Source organism: Vibrio sp. SCSIO 43132, assembly GCF_019904195.1.
Lineage (GTDB): Bacteria > Pseudomonadota > Gammaproteobacteria > Enterobacterales > Vibrionaceae > Vibrio > Vibrio nigripulchritudo.
This window is the reverse complement of the sequence record NZ_CP063199.1, coordinates 268,076-289,391: the sequence shown is the minus strand read 5'-3', so window position 1 is coordinate 289,391 and position 21,316 is coordinate 268,076. Positions and strand designations below refer to the sequence as shown.

Genomic DNA, 21,316 nt, shown 5'->3' with positions numbered 1-21,316 from the left:
ACTTCATTTAGTGAAAAGTGACTATCCATACTTGATTATTAGCTCAATTTGAGTTTTTATTCACTTATTGTGATTTAATATGTGTTTTATCGTTTTCAGCTTTATCTGTCAACAGTGGAAGTGAAGTTAATATGCAATTACCTGGTTTTATCGATATCTACGGTGGCTTAATTTCCACCTCTTCTATTAGCTCAAGTGATCCAAGTTGGGATGAAGGGAACTGTGAAGTTATTGCCAAGCTGGCTACCTGGTTTGAAGATCTGGGGTTTGAAACTCAGGTTGTCGAGGTAGAAAAAGGCAAGCACAATCTGATCGCCAAGATGGGGAAAGGGGAAGGTGGTCTTTTACTGGCAGGGCATACGGATACCGTTCCTTTCGATGAAGGGCGATGGAATTACGACCCACACGCACTAACCGAAGCCAACGATCGCTTTTATGGTTTGGGCACAGCAGATATGAAAGGTTTTTTTGCTTTTATATTAGAAGCAGTAAAAAAGACAGACTGGAGCCAGCAAGCCAAACCTCTTTACGTATTGGCAACCTGTGACGAAGAAACCACCATGCTTGGTGCAAGACACTTTACCGAAGATGCTCCCTTCAAACCGGACTATTGCATCATTGGGGAACCAACCAGTCTCGTCCCGGTTCGTGCGCACAAAGGTCACGTCGCAAATGCCATTCGCGTAACGGGTCACTCGGGTCACTCTTCAAACCCTGCACTTGGTGTAAACGCCATTGAAGTCATGCATGAGGTGTTGTTTGCTTTAATGAAGCTGCGCGATGACCTGATTAAAGCGTACCATCACCCTGGTTTTGATATTCCCAACCCAACTTTAAACCTTGGGCACATTCATGGTGGAGACAGCGCCAACCGAATTTGTGGATGCTGCGAGCTGCACTACGATGTTCGCCCTCTTCCGGGAATCAGCTTAGATGGCTTAGACAATATGTTGCGAGAAGCGCTCAAAGAGGTCGAAGCCAAATGGCCGGGCAGAATAGAAATTAAACCACTGCATGAACCCATACCGGGCTATGAGTGCGATCACGAACATCCGTTTATAGAAGGCATGGAACAAATTTGCGAGCAGCCTAGCGAAACCGTGAATTACTGCACTGAAGCACCATTTCTTCAACAACTCTGCCCGACTCTAGTGTTAGGTCCAGGTTCCATTGACCAGGCTCACCAGCCTGATGAGTTTCTGGCGTTTGAATTTATCGACCCAACCATCAAGATTCTCGACAAAGCCATTCATCAATACTGTTTCTAAACATTTCAGAAAGTTATTAATGGGAGCGACCTTATTCGCTCCCTTTTTAACCACGCCTAAACCTGATTGCAGCAAGCCTCAGCAAAAATTGAAAGAAAATTTCACAATGCAGTTACATTGACCGTATCAAAAGTGAGCAATATCAATAGTTGCTCGAAATCAGCCCTTTCAGTGTCGGATTATTTGACTCACGCCAAACAATTTCGCTAGATTGTGTCCTTACACACAACAACGGATGTAATAAATTTACGAGGCGGGACACAATGAATGAAAAATATGCCGCGCTAAAAAGCAATGTGAGCATGTTAGGTCGATTGCTTGGCAATACCATTCAAGATGCACATGGCGAAGCGATCCTAGAGAAAGTCGAAACCATTCGTAAACTCTCAAAATCAGCGATGGCTGGTGGTCAGGAAGACAGAGAGAACCTCATCAAAGAAATTGAAAGTCTGCCCGATGAGCAACTGACACCAGTTGCACGCGCATTCAATCAGTTCCTTAACCTCACTAACATGGCAGAGCAATACCACACGATTTCTCGCCATTGTGAGGAACACGTCTGTGAACCAGACGCTTTAAATAGCTTATTCTCAAAACTCAGCCAGAACAGCATCAGCAAGCTCGACACGGCACAAGCCGTTCGTGACTTAAACATTGAGCTTGTGCTGACCGCGCACCCGACTGAAATCACGCGCCGCACCATGATCAACAAGCTGGTGAAGATCAACGAATGCTTGTCGAAACTGGAGCTGAGTGACCTTTCTTACAAAGAGCGTCAGAAAACTGAGCGCCGTCTGGAGCAGTTAATCGCTCAGGCATGGCATTCTGACGTTATTCGTCAGCAACGCCCTACACCTCTTGATGAAGCAAAGTGGGGCTTTGCCGTTGTAGAGAACTCTCTATGGCAAGGCGTTCCTGACTTTCTGCGTGAACTCGACGAGAAGCTCGAAGGCTACCTGGATGAAGGGCTTCCAATTGACGCTCGCCCAGTGCACTTCTCTTCCTGGATGGGTGGTGACCGAGACGGCAACCCGTTTGTTACCCATACCATCACGCGTGAAGTAATGCTGCTCTCTCGCTGGAAAGCGGCAGACCTTTACCTGAATGACATCAACGAGCTGGTCAGCGAACTGTCGATGACCAAGTGCAGCGATGCGCTACGCGAACTGGCAGGCGAAGGACAACACGAACCTTACCGCGCCATTCTGAAACGCATTCGCGATGTTCTGACTGAAACTCGTGACATTCTTGAAGCTAAAATCAATGGTGAGCAATTAGCAGTCAAAGCGCCGCTTAAATCCGTTGATCAGCTTTGGGAACCACTGCACGCATGTTACCAGTCATTACATGAGTGTGGCATGGGCGTCATTGCTGACGGCTCTCTGCTTGATACACTTCGCCGAATCAAAGCGTTTGGTATTCATCTGGTTCGTCTGGATATCCGACAGGAAAGTACCCGTCACTCAGACGTACTGTCTGAATTGACTCGTTATCTTGGTATCGGAGATTACGATCAATGGAGCGAGCAGGACAAAGTTGCCTTCCTAACCGCAGAGCTGAGCTCTAAGCGTCCTCTTCTCCCACGCGACTGGGAGCCTTCAGAACCTGTTAAAGAAGTACTGGATACTTGTCGTATCGTAGCAAGCCAGCCTCGTGAGGCATTCGGTGCTTATGTCATCTCGATGGCGAGAACCGCATCTGACGTTCTCGCTGTGCACCTTCTTCTGCAAGAATCAGGCTGTCCTTACCGTATGGACGTATGTCCTCTGTTTGAAACTCTGGACGATCTGAACAATGCGGAAGCGGTGATTACCCAGTTAATGGGTATCGACCTGTACCGTGGCTTCATCCAGAACCATCAAATGGTGATGATTGGCTATTCCGATTCCGCCAAAGACGCTGGTGTAATGGCAGCAGGCTGGGCACAGTATCGTGCCATGGAAGCCTTGGTGAAGGTTTCTGAAGAAGCAGGCATTGAGCTGACTCTCTTCCACGGTCGTGGCGGTACGGTGGGTCGTGGTGGTGCTCCTGCGCACGCTGCACTGCTGTCTCAGCCACCTAAGAGCCTTAAGGGCGGCTTACGCGTAACGGAGCAGGGCGAGATGATTCGCTTTAAGCTGGGCTTGCCAGAAGTCGCAGTGAACAGCTTTAACATGTATGCCAGCGCAATTCTTGAGGCAAACCTGTTGCCACCACCAGAGCCGAAGCAAGAATGGCGTGATCTGATGGATGTGCTTTCAGAGGTCTCCTGTGAAGCTTACCGAGGCGTGGTACGTGGTGAACCTGACTTCGTCCCTTACTTCCGTGCTGCGACGCCAGAGCTGGAACTGGGCATGCTGCCACTGGGTTCTCGCCCGTCCAAGCGTAACCCTAAAGGTGGCGTAGAAAGCTTGCGTGCGATTCCGTGGATTTTCTCATGGAGCCAGAACCGTCTTGTTCTTCCTGCGTGGCTAGGTGCTGGTGAAGCCATTCAGTACTCAGTAGATAAAGGGCATCAGTCTCTATTGGAAGCTATGTGCCGCGAGTGGCCATTCTTCTCGACTCGCTTAGGCATGCTGGAAATGGTGTACTCGAAATGTAATATCGAGATTTCCCGCCTCTACGATCAGAAGCTCACAGACGAATCATTGTGGCCTTTAGGCGATAAACTGAGAGCTCAATTGCAAAAAGATATTAAAGCTGTTCTTAATGTTGAGAATAACGAAAACTTGATGCAAAGTGATCCATGGGGATTGGAATCTATACGCCTTCGCAACATCTATGTAGAGCCGTTGAATATGCTACAAGCAGAACTGCTATACCGCACAAGGCAGACAGAAACTCCGTCATCTGAGCTTGAAGAAGCATTAATGGTCACAATTGCTGGTATTGCTGCAGGAATGCGCAACACCGGCTAGGCAGTGTATTATTCTTCAAATGAGACAAAAAGCCGCTAAATGCGGCTTTTTGTATGGCACTAAAACACTATTGAGAATTTTGTCAGTTTTTACAACCAATCATATTCTTTATTCTACTTAATGCTTATTATTATTGATAAGCTATCTAATCGCTGTAACTATTTCTAATAACTATCCGCAGCATCTCTATGGCATTGAATTTGATCTTTTAGGTCTCATATTCAATAGCTGCCATTTTCTAGGTGATATAAGGCTAAGAAGGTGACAGGGCCATCTAAATTTGTCTTTAGATTGGTATGAGCACTAATTCACACAACATAAACGTACCGTAGAAGTACAACCGGTGAATTGGCGTTCAAGTTTTACAGTTTGATTGACCATTGGATTGAAGACATGTCATTACCGCACGTAATCCTTACTGTTTTAAGCACTCGAGATGCAACTGGATACGACATCACTAAAGAGTTCTCATACAGTATTGGCTATTTTTGGAAAGCGAGTCACCAACAGGTATACCGCGAGCTAAATAAAATGGCTCAAAACCAACTTGTGACTTGCGTGCTTGAGCCGCAAGAGGGCAAACCAGACAGGAAAGTTTATTCGATAACAGAAGAAGGACGCCGAGCACTTGGGGAGTGGTTTGACCAACCTACTGCACACCCAACCGTTCGCGATGAGTTCTCTGCCAAGTTAATGGCATGTTCCGTACAACCTTCTACTTCTTATATCGAACAGTTGACTGGTTTGATTGAAGAGTCCCGTCAGCTAGTAAACCACTACAAAGAAATTGAGTCGGTTTACTACGCAACGCCAAGTACTTTGGACAAGCAGGCTCGTTTAGAGCGCCTGACTTTGCGTCGCAACTTGTTGCTACGTGAAACTTGGGTAACCTGGGCTGAAGAAGTGCTTGCTGAACTTGAGGCGATGGCGTAATTACTCGCCTCTCACAAACAACAAAGGTTGGCGTATGCGCCAACCTTTTTTTATTTCTATAGAGCAGCAATTAACCCTGCGGGCGAACGCCTAGGGTGTGGCACAGCGCGTACGTCATTTCTGCACGGTTCAGAGTGTAGAAGTGAAAGTCTTTCACGCCTTCACGACTCAGGATACGCACCATATCAATCGCCTGACTCGCACCCACTAGCTGACGAGTAGTCGGATCATCATCCAAACCTTCGAATTGCTTCGACATCCACCCAGGAACTTTCACGTTGTTGATGGCAGCAAAACGAGACGCTTGCTTAAAGTTCGACACTGGCAATATCCCAGGTACGATTTCCACATCAATGCCCGCTGCAACACAGCGATCGCGGAAGCGAAGGTAGCTCTCTACATCAAAAAAGAACTGAGTGATGGCACGGTTTGCGCCTGCGTCTACTTTGCGCTTCAGGTTAAGCAAGTCTGCCTGAGCACTTTTCGCTTCTGGATGCACTTCTGGGAATGCCGCTACAGAGATGTCGAAGTCGTGCTGAGATTTCAGCAGCTCAACTAAATCTGATGCGTACATGTCTGGCGCACCGCCACCCGGTGGAATATCACCACGAAGCGCAACAATGCTTTCAATTCCATTGTTCCAGTAATCGTTCGCGATGTTCACCAGTTCGTCACGAGTAGCGTCAATACAGGTTAGGTGCGGCGCAGCAACCAGGCCAGTCTGGTCTTTGATCTCTTTAATGATGGAGTGCGTACGGTCTCGCTCACCAGAGTTTGCACCATAAGTTACAGACACAAACTTAGGTTGAAGGGTTTTCAGGCGGTGAACGGAGTTCCAAAGGGTCTCTTCCATCTTTTCACTGCTAGGCGGAAAAAACTCAAAGGAAACGTTGATGTCATCAGAAAGTTCAGCAACGTTCTGATTCAAAGCATCTATATGACTGGCGTGGGTATAACTCATGCTTCTCTCCCTGTGGCACCACCACAAAAAAACTCTTTTTTAATCCGTAACGACGTTTAGACGTCTATATGTCCAAAGAATGTCTTTTATCCGATTTAATGTCAACTGGATCACTATGAATTTTATTCATGATGCTGCTGAACATTTTTCAACATGAAAAATTAGGGCATTTTTAAGAGATTGGGAATATATACCCAAGTGACCTCAAGTTGCAGGATTCAGAGCTTCATATACTGTTTCAGTTCAAGGAAAAGAATGCAGCGGAATGACGAGTCCTTTCCAAATTCTTTGACGCCGAAATGGGACAGTATATGAGCTCCCAAGGGCGAGTTTAACTGGCTTTCATACTGCGTTACCGATTCTAGATTTAGAACCACTAGATCTTCAAATCGGTGTCTTGTCTGAAAACCAGTTAATTCTCGCTGAACCTAGCATCTTGAGGTCACTTGGGTATGAAAAAGGGCGTTGCACGCCCTTTTCTTAAAGAAGACCAGATAGCCTATTGAGGTCTGATTGAATTGCCCCAGCGGTCACCGCTTTACCTGCACCAGGCCCGCGAATCACCAGCGGGTTATCTTTGTACCATTTACTCTCGATAGCAAAGATGTTGTCACAAGGAAGCAGGTTCGCTAAAGCATGCTCTCGTGGAAGCGCCTCAACACCGACAGAGGCTTTGCCGTCTTTTTCCAGCCTTGCTACATAGCGAAGCACTTTGTCTTCTCTCTGAGCCTTTTCAAGGCGCTCTGCAAGGAGCTCGCTTAAGATTTGTCCGTTGTCTAAGAAGTCATCCAGAGGCAAATCTCTCAAAGACTCTGGTACCAAGGATTCGACTTTGACGTTTTCTGGTTCAAGCTCTAAACCCGATTCACGCGCCAGAATCACCAGCTTACGCATCACGTCGGAGCCATCCAGGTCGCAACGTGGGTCAGGTTCAGTTAAACCCTGCTGCCAGGCCAGGTCCACCAAGTCGCTGAATGGTACCTGTCCATCAAACTGCTGGAACAACCAAGATAACGTGCCTGAGAAAATACCGGACAACGCCAATATGTCATCGCCACTTTCACGCAAATCACGAACAGTATGGTTAACTGGTAAGCCTGCACCTACCGTAGCATTGTAGAACCAGTGGCGACCCGTTTTTGAAAACGCGTCCTGCACCTGATGGTAAACCTCACCCGGTGCCGAACCAGCCACTTTGTTTGCAGAAATCAAATGAAAACCGTGTTCCGCAATACTTACGTATTGACCGGATAGTGCTTCACTTGCCGTCACATCCAAAACAATGACTTCATCGTACTTCTGTTGATGAGCAAGTTTGTCCAGCCACTCTGTGCCGTCATTGCTGATCGCTTCATCGTCGAAGCGACTGAATACTTCATTGGCATCAATGCCACTAAAGTCGAGCCAGTAGGTCTGACTGTCTACTACCGCTACCAGATCAAAGGTTTTGCCGTAGCGCTTTTCCAGTTCGTCTTTCTGCTCTGAAAACAATTCAAGCCAGCTGGAACCGATGTTGCCCTTACCACACAGTGCGATAGCCACACGCTTCTGCGCCTGAAATAGCTGGCTGTGAATGCCGGTGATCAATCGAGAAGTGTCGGTCTTGCGAAGAATCGCCACCAGACTCAGTCCAGATTCTGCTTCGCTGATAAACTCCACCGGACCATTTTTTAGCTGCTGGTAGAAACCGTAGCAGTGGTTCGGGTTATTGGTCACACCCGCACCCACAGCAGCAACCAGGGAATAGCCTTCTTTTAGTTTAATCTCGGCACCAATCGACACATCCTGAAGGTGGGCAAGCGCATCCCCCGCCACTTCGCTGGTGTAAGCCAGAAGTAAACAGCCCTGATCTTCCTGTGCTTCAAAAGCCAGTGGGCTTAATTGAGCGCGAGTTAGAGTGGTGAGTACTTCTTTCGAGTGATGATCAAAATCGTGACCGTGCCCGAAGTCCACCTTCACTAACAACACTTCATCCAGAGAAGTAATGATTTTTGCGCCGCGACCAGACGCCAGAACGCGCTCGATACGGGTCGAACCCGATTCAGGCTGGTAACTACAACGCAAATGCAGTTCCATCGCACTTTGAGCGACAGGCTGAAGTGTACGGCTATGGAGTACAGGGGCAGCCAGACGAGCCAGTTCACTGGCTTCATCAAGACGAAGTAATGGCAACAGACAAGCATCAGATACCTTGCGCGGATCTGAGCTGTATACCCCGGCGACATCACTCCAGATGGTCACGCGAGTAGCTTCAGCTAAAGCGCCGATTACCGTTGCAGAGTAGTCCGAACCATTACGACCGAGCAAAACGGTTTCACCATCGTCGTTTTTTGCCATAAAGCCCGTAATCACCACTCGGCACTGACGGTGCTGCGCCAGCGACTCTTTGATAAGTGGGTAAGAGCGCGCGCGATCCACTTCGGGCTGCGCACCGTGCTCTGCTCGAAGAAAGTCACGCGAATCCTGAGAGACGGCTTCGAGGTTATTGTGATTCAGCAGTTCAGCCAGCAGTCTTGCCGACCAAAGCTCACCGTGCCCCATTGCGGAAGATTTTTGCGCACTTGTGAGTGGGAACGAAAGCTCACCCAATCCGGAGAATTCGGTATTCAGGGCATCCAATAACCCGGCAGCACGCTCTTCAGGCAATAGGCTTTCAATCAGATTAGTCTGGTATTGTCTCAGTTCTTGCAACATCTCATGAGCGACACGACCGTCTTTTTCTAACGCCCCTAACCAGGCAATCAGTTGGTTGGTGGTGCTTCCTGCCGCCGACACCACCACAAGGTCGTTCGGCTGAGAATATTCTTTCAGAATGTTGACTACGCGCTGGTAGCACTCTGCATCAGCCAGGCTGCTACCACCGAATTTGTGTAATTGGCGTTCAACCGTCATTACGCCACCTCCCTGGCTTTGACAAACGCTTGTTCTAGGTCAGCGATCAGGTCATTCACGTCTTCAAGACCGACAGAAAGACGCAACAATGTTGGTGCAATGCCAGCTTCAGCTTGAGCTTCATCGCTCATGGCACGGTGCGTCATAGAGCCTGGATGACAGATCAGACTTTCTACGCCACCCAGCGATTCTGCTAACGAGAACAGAGTCAGCGAGCTGGCAAAGACCTTCATCTGCTCCACGCTTCCGTTAAGTTCAAAACTCAGCATAGAACCAAATCCAGACTGCTGCTTTTTGGCAATATCATGACCTGGGTGCTCTGGCAAACTTGGGTGATAAATGGTGCCCACCAGCTCGTGCTCTTTCAGGTAAGCCAGAATCGTGTTTGAGCTTTCTTCATGCACGCGCATACGAGCGCCCAACGTACGTAATCCACGCAATGTCATGTAGCTGTCGAAAGGCGTACCAGTTGCACCAATACAGTTACCCCACCACGCCAGTTCTTCTGCATGTTTTTCGTCTTTGCAAATCAGTACACCGCCAATCACATCCGAATGACCATTAATGTACTTGGTGGTCGAGTGGATAACGAAGTCAGCACCAAGCGTTAAAGGCTTTTGGTACACAGGTGTCAGAAAGGTGTTGTCGACCGCAACAAGTGCACCAACCGCTTTGGCTTGCTGGCAGATTTTTTCAATATCCACCACGCGAACCAATGGATTTGAAGGGGTTTCCAGCAATACCAGTTTTGGTTTCTTGCTGATTGCCGCAGCCAGCGCCTCATCGTCTGACTGATCAACAAACTCAACGTTGAAATCTCCTTTCAAAGCGCGAGTGTTGAATAAGCGATGGGTTCCGCCGTAGCAGTCGTGTGGCGCAACGATAAGATCATCAGGACCCAGAAATGCCGTTATCCACAGATTAATTGCTGCCGTACCTGTGTTGGTAATGATGGCATTTGCGCCTTCTTCGAGTTCAGAAAGTGCTTGTTCCAGTAACCCACGGTTTGGGTTTCCAGAGCGGGTGTAATCGTATTTTGGTACTTCACCAAAAGACGGAAAACCATAGTTTGTCGACAGATAAATCGGTGGGACAACCGCGTGATACTGGGTATCCGCTTCAATACCAGTTCTTACGGCAATAGTGGCTGGCTTTCGTTGGCTCATATAGTTGGTCTTCCTTTCCAGTGGTGCGTTTTACTTGAGCATCTGTTATACCAATTACAAACGCTGGATAACATGCAAGTGACGTGTTTTAACTGAGAGTGTCACGATTAATGTGCAACACTTTAGCGCCATCATTTTGGGACGTCAACACTTCTAGACGTCCATATGTCTTTGCTTATGGCGGTAAAAGTCGCTAAAATCCCACTTTATGAAAGGCTAAGTCGCTAAAACACATGAAAACAGCTTGCTGGGCGAACTAGTCATCCATTTTAGATAAATTATAACTGAAGGTGCGCAATGGCAGATTGGAATGGCGAGTACATCAGCCCCTATGCTGAACATGGCAAAAAAAGCGAACAAGTCAAAAAAATTACCGTATCAATCCCGCTAAAAGTACTAAAAGTACTGACTGACGAGAGAACCCGCCGCCAAATCAACAATTTGCGTCACGCGACTAATAGCGAACTGCTTTGTGAAGCCTTTCTTCACGCCTACACAGGTCAGCCTCTTCCAACGGATGAAGACTTGCGTAAGGACCGCCCGGATGACATTCCAACCGAAGCGAAAGCCATTATGACGGCAATGGGCATCGAGTTCGAAGCTTACGATGACGAATAAAAAGAAGGGACAGCAAATGCTGTCCCTTCTTTATTGAATCGCACGACTTGGCAATTTATCCAAGTCGTTTTTTATTCCAGTTGGCTTTTATTGCATATAGCTTTCTGGCATGTCGATTCTCGCAACCCCAGAATCAATCGCTGCTTGAGCAACCGCTTTTGCCACTCGAGGCAACAAACGTGGATCCATAGGTTTAGGAATAATATAGCCAGCGCCAAATTCCAGGTTCTCTACTCCAGCTGCTTTTTTCACTTCTTCCGGCACGTCTTCTTTTGCCAGTTGGCGAATCGCGTCAACGGCAGCCAGTTTCATTTCATCATTAATCTCGCTGGCACGAACGTCCAATGCACCGCGGAAAATGAATGGGAAACAAATAACATTGTTGACCTGGTTCGGGTAATCACTGCGACCAGTTCCCATGATCAAATCGTCACGAACTTGGTGCGCCAGCTCGGGCTTGATTTCCGGATCCGGGTTAGAACACGCGAACACCACTGGTTTGTCTGCCATTAGCTTTAACGCTTCTGCTGGCAGTAAATCAGGACCAGATACACCCAGGAACAAATCGGCACCGTCAATGACATCCTCAAGCGTGCGTTTGTCGGTGTTATTGGCAAACAGTTGCTTGTACTCGTTCAAATCGTCACGACGGGTGTGAATCACCCCTTTGCGGTCCAGCATGTAGATTTTCTCACGCTGCGCGCCACATTTGATCAAAAGCTCCATGCAGGCAACGGCTGCTGCACCAGCGCCCAGACAGACGATAGTGGCATCTTCCAGCTTTTTACCTTGCAGTTCGATGGCATTCAGCATACCTGCAGCAGTAACGATAGCTGTACCATGCTGGTCATCGTGGAAAACAGGCACGTCACAACGCTCTATCAAGCGTTGCTCAATCTCGAAACAGTCTGGGGCTTTGATGTCTTCCAGGTTAATGCCGCCGAAGGTGTCGGCAATGTTGGCAACCGTATCGACAAACTCGTCGATGGTGCGATGCTTTACTTCAATATCAATCGAGTCCAGACCAGCAAAGCGTTTAAACAGAAGGGATTTCCCTTCCATCACAGGTTTTGACGCCAGAGGACCCAAGTTACCCAAACCAAGGATGGCGGTTCCGTTAGATATAACGGCAACCATATTTCCTTTAGCGGTGTACTTGTAAACGTTATCGGCGTTTTGCGCGATTTCACGGACTGGTTCTGCCACACCAGGACTGTACGCAAGAGCGAGGTCTTCGACGGTATTGGCAGGTTTTGTCAGTTCGACAGAAATCTTTCCGGCTGTAGGTTGAGCGTGATAGTCCAGAGCTTGTTGGCGAAAATCTTGTAGGGTGTTGTCTTCAGACATGTGGGGACGTTCCAATTATTGTTTTTTGTTGGGGTAAAGTGCATTTGTTGCATGGTGAGCTGATACCGACCGCAAAAAAGGCTCAAGCTCTGTTGTTATACTAAAGTATGACTTGCATTCTTCATAGATTAGCTAAGTTAAAGAAAGGCAATTTTGGAAGAGCTAAGACCACTTAACCGAGAGCTAAATCAAAAAATATTTATTTCATCAACGAAAAAAGGACGCCGAGGGCGTCCTTTTCAAATTTGGTCAGTATTACGAGTACGTAATTACTTCTTGCTGCTTAGAGCACCGAAACGCTTGTTGAAGCGATCTACACGGCCGCCAGTATCAACGATACGCTGCTTACCTGTGTAGAATGGGTGACATTTGTCACATACGTCCAGGTGGATTGACTCTTTTTCTAGAGTTGTCTGGAACTCAAACGTGTTGCCACAAGAACAAGTTGCTGCAACAGATTTGTATTCTGGGTGAATACCTACTTTCATGGGATAACCTCAAATTGGGCCGTGTCGCTATCCGATTCTATGCCGGACACCACACGTAGTTTAGATAATTCGATGCAGAATGACCACATCATCAAGGCGCAGTATAGTAATGAAACATGAGGGTAGGATCAACCTATTTGGCAGTTTTTTCGCCAACTATTTTCACAAACAGTGTGGTTTTATTTCGCCTTACCCTAAAGGGTAAGGCATTCGAATTTCAGTAACACAACACCGTTAGGTTACCTGACCTTACTAACTCAGTTATAATCAGATCATTCCTATCAGGTTCATTATAAAAGATTTATGCGCCCTTCTATTGCCAGAGTCGCCTTGCCCGTCCCATTAGACAAGCAATTTGACTACCTTATCGCTTCCCACCAGTTCCCGGTTATTGGCGGGCGCGTTAGCGTACCTTTTGGCAGGCAGACTCTGGTAGGCGTTGTGACCGAGCTTGTTTCTCAGTCGGAGTTTCCTCTACATCAGCTCAAAACCATTAAAGAAGTGCTTGATGACAAGCCTGTGTGGTCAGACTCGTTATATTCTCTTCTTCAGTGGTGCAGCCAGTTTTACCTTTATCCACTGGGTGACACGCTAGCTAACGCCATGCCTGCAATGTTACGAAAAGGGCGTGCCGCCGACTTTACTGCATTGAAAGAATGGTTCATCACTCCTGCAGGTAAAGACCGCTTGATGACTGGTTTTGGGCGCGCGGTTCAGCAAGCCAAGGTAATGGGATTACTGGAAAATGGACCGGTTTCCCATCAGGCGATGCTGGATAATGAAGTCTCCAGCTCCGTTTTGAATACCTTAGAGGACAAAGGCTGGATAGAGCAGCGAGAACGCCAGCCCAAAGCCATTAACTGGTCAAACGAAGTAGAGAGTGACGACGACAAGCCCAAGTTGAATGAAGAACAGTCCGTCGCGATTGCTGCGGTAAACAGCCATCAAAGTTATGGCTGCTTCTTACTTGAAGGGGTGACAGGTTCAGGCAAAACCGAGGTTTACCTCAATATGATCAAGCCTGTTCTGGAGAAAGGCAGGCAGGCATTGGTACTGGTTCCTGAAATCGGGTTAACACCGCAAACCATTAATCGCTTCAAACGGCGCTTTCAGGTTCCGGTTGAAGTCATCCACTCCGGGCTGAACGATACCGAGCGCCTTAACGCCTGGTTGGCAGCGCGGGATAAGCACGCAGGCATCGTAATTGGCACTCGCAGTGCGCTCCTGACGCCGTTTGCTGACCTGGGCATCATCATCGTCGATGAAGAACACGATGCCTCCTACAAGCAACAAGACAGCCTTCGTTATCACGCACGTGATGTGGCAGTGATGCGCGCAGCCAAAGAAAGGATTCCTGTGGTTTTGGGTAGCGCAACACCCGCACTCGAAACGCTGCACAATGCCCTAACGGGCAAATATCATCACTTAACGCTTTCAAACCGAGCAGGGTCTGCCGTACCCACCACCAATAAAGTATTGGATGTAAAAGGGCTGTATCTCGAAAGCGGGCTGTCTGCTCCGCTGATAGCGGAAATGCGTAAACACCTCAATGCGGGCAATCAGGTGATGTTGTTTCTTAACCGACGCGGTTACTCCCCTGCTCTGATGTGTCATGAATGTGGGTGGATAGCGGATTGCCATCGCTGCGATGCTTATTACACCTTTCATCAGCACAGCCGTGAAATGCGTTGTCACCACTGTGGGGCACAACATCCTGTCATACACCAATGCCAGGGCTGTGGCTCAACACAACTGGTTTCCGTGGGAGTGGGCACAGAGCAGCTGGAAGAACAGTTAGCCACTTTATTCCCCGATTTTAAAGCCATTCGAATAGACCGAGACAGCACTCGTCGAAAAGGCAGCCTGGAAACCGCACTTAAGGCGATTCGCAATAAGGAGTACCAGATTCTGATTGGCACACAAATGCTGGCAAAAGGGCATCACTTCCCAGATGTCACGTTAGTAGGGCTTATCGATGTGGACAGCTCACTCTATAGCTCAGATTTTCGTGCGTCAGAAAGACTGGCTCAATTGTTCATTCAAGTTGCGGGACGAGCAGGGAGAGCCAGTAAAGCCGGTGAAGTTATCCTTCAGACTCATCACCCAGATCACCAACTTCTACAGGCGCTCATTCATAAAGGCTATCGTCATTTCGCCAGCACAGCTTTAGAAGAAAGGAAGCTCGCGCTGCTGCCGCCTTACGCTTTCTTGACCTTATTTCGCGCTGAAGCGAATCAGGAAGGAGCTGGAGAATTATTCCTGCGTCAGGTCAGGCAAACTATTGAATCACATCCGCTTTTCAATGATGAATGTATGGTATTGGGACCAATGCCTGCACCTCTGGCACGCCGTGCGGGAAAATCACGATGGCAATTAATGTTGCAAGCCCCATCACGTTCTTTAATGCAACAGTTACTGTACAGTTCAAAACCAGTCATCGACACATTGCCGATGGCGAAAAAAGTGCGCTGGACCACTGACATCGAACCGCAAGATCTCTCCTGATAAGTAAAATCTCTGTAAATTGATGTGATGTCAGTTCTGTTACTGGATCAGACTTTGTAGCTAGTTTGAGAAAACGAATATGATCCTATGTGATTGATGTCACGGTACTCATGCAAAATTTGTTAATCTGCCCGTAAATTAATCTTAATTTAGAGCATAAAATATCCAATAAAAAAGTTGCTCACGTCAGCGCTAGGTTTAATTGTTATAGATGCTTAAATACAGCCATGAAAAATAAAGAGGACAACTTATTATGGCGACAATGAAGGATGTTGCCCAGCTAGCAGGAGTTTCAACTGCAACGGTATCGAGGGCTTTGATGAATCCTGAAAAGGTTTCGTCGACGACACGTAAACGTGTGGAAAGCGCCGTTTTGGAAGCTGGTTATTCGCCGAATTCACTGGCAAGAAACTTACGACGTAATGAATCCAAAACTATCGTTGCAATCGTCCCTGACATTTGCGACTCCTACTTTACAGAGATCATTCGCGGCATTGAGGATGTGGCCGTGGAAAACGGGTATCTCGTATTGTTAGGAGACAGCGGTCAGCAGAAGAAACGAGAGAGCTCACTGGTCAACCTGGTCTTTACCAAACAAGCAGACGGCATGTTGTTATTGGGGACACACCTGCCGTTTGATGTCAGCAAACCGGAACAGAAGAACTTGCCACCACTGGTCATGGCTTGTGAATTCGCACCGGAACTGGAATTGCCGACAGTGCACATTGATAACCTAACGTCTTCGTTCGAAGCGGTGAACTACCTCACCCAAATGGGTCATTCGAAGATTGCTCAGATTTCAGGACCTGACGATGCAGCATTGTGTCAGTTCCGTAACCAAGGTTATCAGCAGGCTTTACGTCGCGCTGGCATCACCATGAATCCAACTTACAAAGAAATGGGCGATTTCACCTTTGAATCAGGGCAAAAGGCAATCGCAAAACTTCTGGCACTTCCGGAACCACCAACTGCCGTTTTCTGCCACAATGACGCCATGGCAATCGGCGCTATTAAGGGAGCAAAAGCGGCTGGATTGAAAGTACCTCAAGACCTGTCTGTTGTCGGGTTTGATGATATTCAGTTCGCAGAGTTCTGTGATCCACCATTGACGACGATTACCCAACCTCGCTATGAGATTGGTCGTCAGGCAATGCTGATGCTGCTTGAGATACTCAAAGGCAGAGATGTACATGCCGGATCACGTCTACTGGAAACAGAACTGAAAATCCGAGACAGCGCAGCGCCTCCAAGAAGCTAAGGCTTCATGGGTCTGTGACCCAAAAGATGGACACACCTGCAAGCTTTTCAATGGTAACACTGGTTTTCCAGAGTAATTCTGGATTACCATGTTACCCGTTTTTTATTGAACGCAAGCTGTTAAACCGTGGCAAATAAAGATTACGTAAGAAGAGGACGTGGGCAAAAAAAGCCTACCAGAAAACAAACATCCAATAAGAAGCCGTGGAAAGCAGGCATCGTCGCCATATTACTGGCTGGCGCATTTGGTTATGGGCTTTATACACTAAGCCAGGACCCGGAACCGCCTAAACCACAAGTGGCGGAAAAACCGAAAAAGCCCGTAAGCAAACCAAAACCACTGCCGCCTCCACCAGAGGAAAAGTGGGAGTACGTTGAATCACTACCCAAACGTGAAGTACAGGTCGAAGCCAAAGAACAAGTGGTTTCTGATATTCCTTACATCATGCAGTGTGGTGCCTACAAAACTCTGGCGCAGGCAGAAGCTCGTAAAGTGGATATTGCTTTTCAGGGGATCAGTAGCAAGATTCGCAAGAAAGAAGGCAGTAGCTGGTATCGCGTCGTATTGGGGCCTTACACCTTCAAACGCGATGCGGAGCGCGATCGCCATAAGCTACAACGGGCAAAAATCGAACCGTGCGCTATTTGGAAAGAATCGCAATAACCGATGTATAAAACACAAAACATCAAACATTCTCAGGGGAGCCAGCCGGCTCCCTTGTTTTTTTCTCTCCTGCCCTCATATTTCACATATATCGCGAGCGAAACAAAAGGTTAATAAAAGTGACTACTATCGTATCTGTACGCCGAAATAATAAAGTCGTCATTGCTGGAGACGGTCAGGTTTCTTTAGGAAATACCGTCATGAAAGGCAACGCAAAGAAAGTACGCCGCCTCTACAATAATAAAGTACTGGCAGGTTTTGCTGGTGGTACGGCTGACGCATTCACACTATTTGAGCGCTTCGAAAGCAAACTGCAAATGCATCAAGGGCATCTGACCAAAGCCGCAGTAGAACTGGCAAAAGACTGGCGCAGTGACCGCGCACTGAGAAAACTCGAAGCACTACTTGCGGTCGCGGATGAAACCGCTTCACTGATCATCACAGGTAACGGTGATGTGGTTCAGCCAGAAAACGACTTAATTGCTATTGGCTCTGGTGGTAACTTTGCTCAGGCAGCCGCTACCGCATTACTGGAAAACACCGAGCTTGATGCCCGAGAAATTGCTGAAAAATCACTGAAAATTGCTGGTGATATCTGTGTATTCACCAATCATCACCACACGGTCGAAGAACTCGACGCAGCAGCGCAAGAATCATAAGGAATTCAATATGTCTGAAATGACGCCAAGAGAAATTGTTCACGAATTGAATCGCCACATCATCGGACAAGACAAAGCAAAGCGCGCTGTGGCGATCGCCCTTCGTAACCGCTGGCGCCGTATGCAGCTTGAAGAAAGCTTACGCGTCGAAGTCTCCCCCAAGAACATTCTGATGATCGGTCCGACTGGTGTTGGTAAAACAGAAATCGCTCGTCGCCTTGCTAAGCTGGCCAATGCCCCATTCATGAAAGTGGAAGCCACTAAATTCACGGAAGTGGGTTACGTGGGTAAGGAAGTGGAAACCATCATTCGCGATCTGACGGATGTAGCCATCAAGATGACTCACCAGCAAGCGATGGAAAAAGTAAAATTCCGCGCTGAAGAGCAGGCAGAAGAACGCATTCTGGATGCCCTACTTCCGCCACCGCGTGAAGGCTGGGGTTCCGGCGATGCCACTGAAGAAAAGTCTAACACACGTCAGATCTTCCGTAAGAAACTTCGCGAAGGTCAGTTAGACGACAAAGAGATCGACATCGAAATTGCGGCTCCGCAAATGGGCGTAGAGATTATGGCGCCTCCTGGCATGGAAGAGATGACCAATCAGCTTCAGGGCATGTTCCAGAATCTTGCCGGCGACACCAAGAAAAGCCGCAAGATGAAGATAAAAGACGCGTTCAAAGCTCTGACAGAAGAAGAAGCAGCAAAGCTGGTCAATCAGGAAGAGTTGAAAGAACAAGCTATCTACAATGTTGAAAACAACGGCATTGTCTTCATCGATGAAATCGACAAGATTTGTAAACGTGGTGAGAGCTCAGGTCCGGACGTATCTCGTGAGGGGGTTCAACGTGACTTGCTTCCTCTTATCGAGGGCAGCACCGTTTCCACCAAGCACGGCATGGTTAAAACTGACCATATCTTGTTCATTGCATCTGGTGCATTCCAGGTAGCGAAACCATCAGACCTGATTCCAGAATTGCAGGGTCGTCTGCCAATTCGTGTGGAACTAGAAGCGCTAACCAGTGATGATTTCAAACGCATTCTGACAGAGCCTAAAGCTTCTCTGACCGAGCAGTATTCTGCTCTGATGGCGACAGAATCCGTTGACGTTTCATTCACTGAAGAAGGTGTTGATCAAATTGCCAACGCCGCGTGGCAAGTGAACGAAACCACTGAAAACATTGGTGCTCGTCGTCTTCACACTGTGATGGAGCGTCTGATGGAAGAGATTTCGTTTGAAGCAACCGACAAGAGCGGAACGGCTGTGAAAATTGACGCCGAATACGTGAAATCCAAGCTGGGTGAGTTTGTTGAAGACGAAGATCTCAGCCGCTTTATCCTGTAAGCCTGCATTCGATACATCCAAATATTTGATGTAAAACAAGCCCACCTCAGTTAGGTGGGCTTTTGGTATTCCCCTCTGCTGGCGCGTTGATATACTGGATACAAATCGGTCAACGACGTACGACGCATGAGACAATCACTAAGTGTATGGCTTGATGCCGCTCGCCCCAAAACACTGCCACTAGCGTTTGCTTCTATCGCAACAGGCAGCAGTGTTGCTTTATTTAATGGTCACTTTTCATTCCCAGTCATGGTACTGGCTCTTCTTACCGCAATACTGCTACAAATCCTTTCCAACCTTGCGAACGACTATGGTGACGCAATAAAAGGGACGGATAATCAGGACCGTATTGGTCCAACTCGTGCCATTCAGTCTGGTGCGGTGACTCCACAGACCATGAAACAAGCCATCATCATCAACATTATTCTGACTGTTGCATCAGGTCTCGCGCTTATCTTCTATGCCCTGCAAACGCCCACCAGCATCATGGCATTCATCGGGCTTGGGCTTTTGGCTATCATCGCTGCCATTGCTTATACCGTGGGCAACAAACCTTATGGCTATATCGGTTTGGGGGATTTGTCGGTGTTTATCTTCTTCGGTCTACTTGGCGTAGCGGGCACGTTCTTCCTCCATACAGGGTTTATTGATGCCACCACATTTTTACCCTCAGTCGGGTGCGGTTTGCTGGCAGTAGCCGTTCTGAACATCAATAACATGCGAGATATTGAGAATGATGCGGCATGCGGGAAACGCACTATGGCCGTTCGTCTGGGAGCAAAGCGAGCCAAGCGCTACCACCTGCTTTTACTCACTGGCGGGATTGTTCCTTTTATCGCATTTTTAGCTCTGCACAATACCGCGCTGGCCTGGGGTTTAGCCATGCTGCTGGCGGTGCTTCTCACCGTTAATCACGGTAAAGCGGTACTGGCCGCGACGACCCCAACAGAGCTTGCGCCTATGATGCCAGTTATCGTCAAATGTGCTCTGGTCACTAACCTGTTGTTCTCAATCGTGATCACGGGTCAAACTCTGATGACTTAATTGAGTCTTGTCATTGCATTGACTTACTAGGCATATATACTCGAATACAGAACTGTGTAACAGAAGACGACATTGCTTATGGAATACAACACATCAGCACTATGCGATATCTATCAGGATCAGGTAGATGTAGTGGAGCCTATGTTCAGCAATTTTGGTGGTAGCGCCTCATTTGCAGGTCAGATTACAACCATCAAATGTTTTGAAGACAATGGGTTGATCCGTAACACGCTTGAACAAGATGGTGTTGGTCGAGTATTGCTGATCGATGGTGGTGGCTCATTACGCCGCGCGCTTATCGACGCTGAGCTTGCGTCTCTGGCAGAAGAAAACGAATGGGAAGGCATTGTAGTTTACGGATGTGTTCGCGAAGTTGATGAACTGGAAGACATGAATCTCGGTATTCAGGCTCTAGCCTCAATTCCCGTAGGAGCCGCGCAGCAAGAAATTGGCGAGCAAGATCTAGCCGTTAATTTTGGTGGAGTTACCTTCTTACCTGACGACTACCTCTACGCTGACAACACAGGCATCATCATCTCTCAGGAACCTCTTGATTCCGACCTAGAAGGCGAAGAAGAAGACGAATTCACCGAAGAAGACGAAGAATAAGACTTCCGTTCACCCAATACCAAAAAAGCAGCCATCGGCTGCTTTTTCACTTCTTGAACCAATTACTTGCAAGCTAAACATTGGTTCAATCAGAAAATCATGAACTAAGTGCTGCTTCTATCTTTTTAGAGCTAGGAAGAAGCGCGGAGTTTACGCATGTAAATGAGCACTTCTGACAACGCTATAAAATGATAGAGCAAACTTAGACGTGATTTACTCCACTTCGTCCATCTTGCCTAATAGATTCCGAATGCGCTCCTGCCATGCATTATGCTCTTCACGCATTTTAAGGTTTTGGCTTTCCAGTTCTTCACGGCTGTTTTTCAGCTCGTTTGCTTCAGAGTTAAGTTGAGCGTTCTGCTCTTTCAACTCTTCTACTTCCATTTGTAGAAGTGCGATGGTATCAACTGCGGTTTGGATTTTTGCTTCTAGCTGCTCTAGGACTTCTAAAGACATGTTAGCCACCTGTTTATTTTGATTCAGTCTACGTGAATGAAAGTTCACAAATTATTCCACATTCTACTCAGCATCCCGCGTCGACACACGTTCAAAATTGGTGATCTTTGCTCGGTTGGTCAAAAAAAAGGCTATCTTTAACCAAAATTTGACGTTCGCTATCAATCTATTGGCGATCACTGGAAAAAATTGATGCTGAGCAATCCACGG

General features: G+C 47.6%; 17 protein-coding genes. 11 read left to right on the top strand and 6 right to left on the bottom strand.

Going from position 1 to position 21,316, the window contains the following annotated elements:
* The first annotated feature begins 131 nt into the window (after positions 1–131).
* The 3 genes from argE (at position 132) to INR79_RS01275 (ending at position 5,098) form a co-directional block, all read left to right on the top strand.
* The gene (argE, locus tag INR79_RS01285; protein WP_223095691.1) at positions 132–1,268 is read left to right on the top strand and encodes an acetylornithine deacetylase; all 1,137 of its coding nucleotides are present in this window, start codon (positions 132–134) and stop codon (positions 1,266–1,268) included.
* A 263-nt stretch (positions 1,269–1,531) separates the two neighbouring features.
* Positions 1,532–4,165, top strand: a complete 2,634-nt coding sequence (ppc, locus tag INR79_RS01280) for a phosphoenolpyruvate carboxylase (RefSeq protein ID WP_022596933.1) — start codon at positions 1,532–1,534, stop codon at positions 4,163–4,165.
* A gap of 393 nt (positions 4,166–4,558) precedes the next feature.
* On the top strand, positions 4,559–5,098 hold the full coding sequence (locus INR79_RS01275; RefSeq protein WP_022551979.1) for a PadR family transcriptional regulator: 540 nt from the start codon (positions 4,559–4,561) through the stop codon (positions 5,096–5,098).
* Positions 5,099–5,168: 70 nt separating this feature from the next.
* Here the strand turns inward: INR79_RS01275 and metF are convergent, their stop codons facing one another.
* The 3 genes from metF to INR79_RS01260 form a co-directional block, all read right to left on the bottom strand.
* On the bottom strand, positions 5,169–6,059 hold the full coding sequence (gene metF, locus INR79_RS01270; RefSeq protein WP_223095689.1) for a methylenetetrahydrofolate reductase: 891 nt from the start codon (positions 6,057–6,059) through the stop codon (positions 5,169–5,171).
* Positions 6,060–6,539: 480 nt separating this feature from the next.
* Positions 6,540–8,951, bottom strand: a complete 2,412-nt coding sequence (locus INR79_RS01265) for a bifunctional aspartate kinase/homoserine dehydrogenase II (protein WP_223095687.1) — start codon at positions 8,949–8,951, stop codon at positions 6,540–6,542.
* Positions 8,951–10,117 (bottom strand): O-succinylhomoserine (thiol)-lyase, encoded by a 1,167-nt coding sequence (locus INR79_RS01260; protein ID WP_223095686.1) that lies wholly within the window; start codon positions 10,115–10,117, stop codon positions 8,951–8,953. Before INR79_RS01260 ends, INR79_RS01265 begins: the two co-directional genes overlap by 1 nt.
* Positions 10,118–10,414: 297 nt before the next feature.
* On the opposite strand from INR79_RS01260, the gene metJ reads away from it, so the two are divergent.
* Positions 10,415–10,735, top strand: coding sequence for a met regulon transcriptional regulator MetJ (gene metJ / locus INR79_RS01255; protein ID WP_004405361.1), 321 nt, complete (start codon positions 10,415–10,417; stop codon positions 10,733–10,735).
* 87 nt (positions 10,736–10,822) lie between these two features.
* Here metJ and INR79_RS01250 read toward each other — a convergent pair whose 3' ends face one another.
* On the bottom strand, positions 10,823–12,082 hold the full coding sequence (locus tag INR79_RS01250) for a malic enzyme-like NAD(P)-binding protein (RefSeq protein WP_022591194.1): 1,260 nt from the start codon (positions 12,080–12,082) through the stop codon (positions 10,823–10,825).
* A 269-nt stretch (positions 12,083–12,351) separates the two neighbouring features.
* A complete protein-coding gene (gene rpmE, locus INR79_RS01245) occupies positions 12,352–12,570 on the bottom strand; it encodes a 50S ribosomal protein L31 (protein ID WP_004405363.1) in 219 nt (72 codons plus the stop codon).
* Between the two features lie 303 nt (positions 12,571–12,873).
* Between rpmE and priA the strand changes: the two genes are divergently transcribed.
* The 7 genes from priA (at position 12,874) to rraA (ending at position 20,650) form a co-directional block, all read left to right on the top strand.
* Positions 12,874–15,075 carry a primosomal protein N' gene (gene priA, locus INR79_RS01240; protein ID WP_223095684.1) on the top strand — a complete coding sequence of 734 codons (2,202 nt, stop codon included), beginning with the start codon at positions 12,874–12,876 and terminating at the stop codon, positions 15,073–15,075.
* Between the two features lie 253 nt (positions 15,076–15,328).
* A complete protein-coding gene (cytR, locus tag INR79_RS01235) occupies positions 15,329–16,333 on the top strand; it encodes a DNA-binding transcriptional regulator CytR (RefSeq protein WP_004405365.1) in 1,005 nt (334 codons plus the stop codon).
* A gap of 126 nt (positions 16,334–16,459) precedes the next feature.
* Positions 16,460–16,996 (top strand): SPOR domain-containing protein, encoded by a 537-nt coding sequence (locus tag INR79_RS01230; RefSeq protein WP_022551984.1) that lies wholly within the window; start codon positions 16,460–16,462, stop codon positions 16,994–16,996.
* Positions 16,997–17,115: 119 nt separating this feature from the next.
* Positions 17,116–17,655, top strand: coding sequence for an ATP-dependent protease subunit HslV (gene hslV / locus INR79_RS01225; RefSeq protein WP_022551985.1), 540 nt, complete (start codon positions 17,116–17,118; stop codon positions 17,653–17,655).
* A gap of 10 nt (positions 17,656–17,665) precedes the next feature.
* Complete coding sequence (gene hslU, locus INR79_RS01220) at positions 17,666–18,997, top strand: HslU--HslV peptidase ATPase subunit (protein WP_022591190.1); 1,332 nt, start codon at positions 17,666–17,668, stop codon at positions 18,995–18,997.
* A 126-nt stretch (positions 18,998–19,123) separates the two neighbouring features.
* Entirely contained in the window at positions 19,124–20,041 is a 918-nt protein-coding gene (locus INR79_RS01215; RefSeq protein ID WP_223095682.1) for a 1,4-dihydroxy-2-naphthoate polyprenyltransferase, read from the top strand.
* Positions 20,042–20,119: 78 nt separating this feature from the next.
* On the top strand, positions 20,120–20,650 hold the full coding sequence (gene rraA / locus INR79_RS01210; protein ID WP_223095680.1) for a ribonuclease E activity regulator RraA: 531 nt from the start codon (positions 20,120–20,122) through the stop codon (positions 20,648–20,650).
* Positions 20,651–20,863: 213 nt separating this feature from the next.
* Here rraA and zapB read toward each other — a convergent pair whose 3' ends face one another.
* The gene (gene zapB, locus INR79_RS01205) at positions 20,864–21,106 is read right to left on the bottom strand and encodes a cell division protein ZapB (RefSeq protein WP_004405374.1); all 243 of its coding nucleotides are present in this window, start codon (positions 21,104–21,106) and stop codon (positions 20,864–20,866) included.
* Positions 21,107–21,316 lie beyond the last annotated feature (210 nt).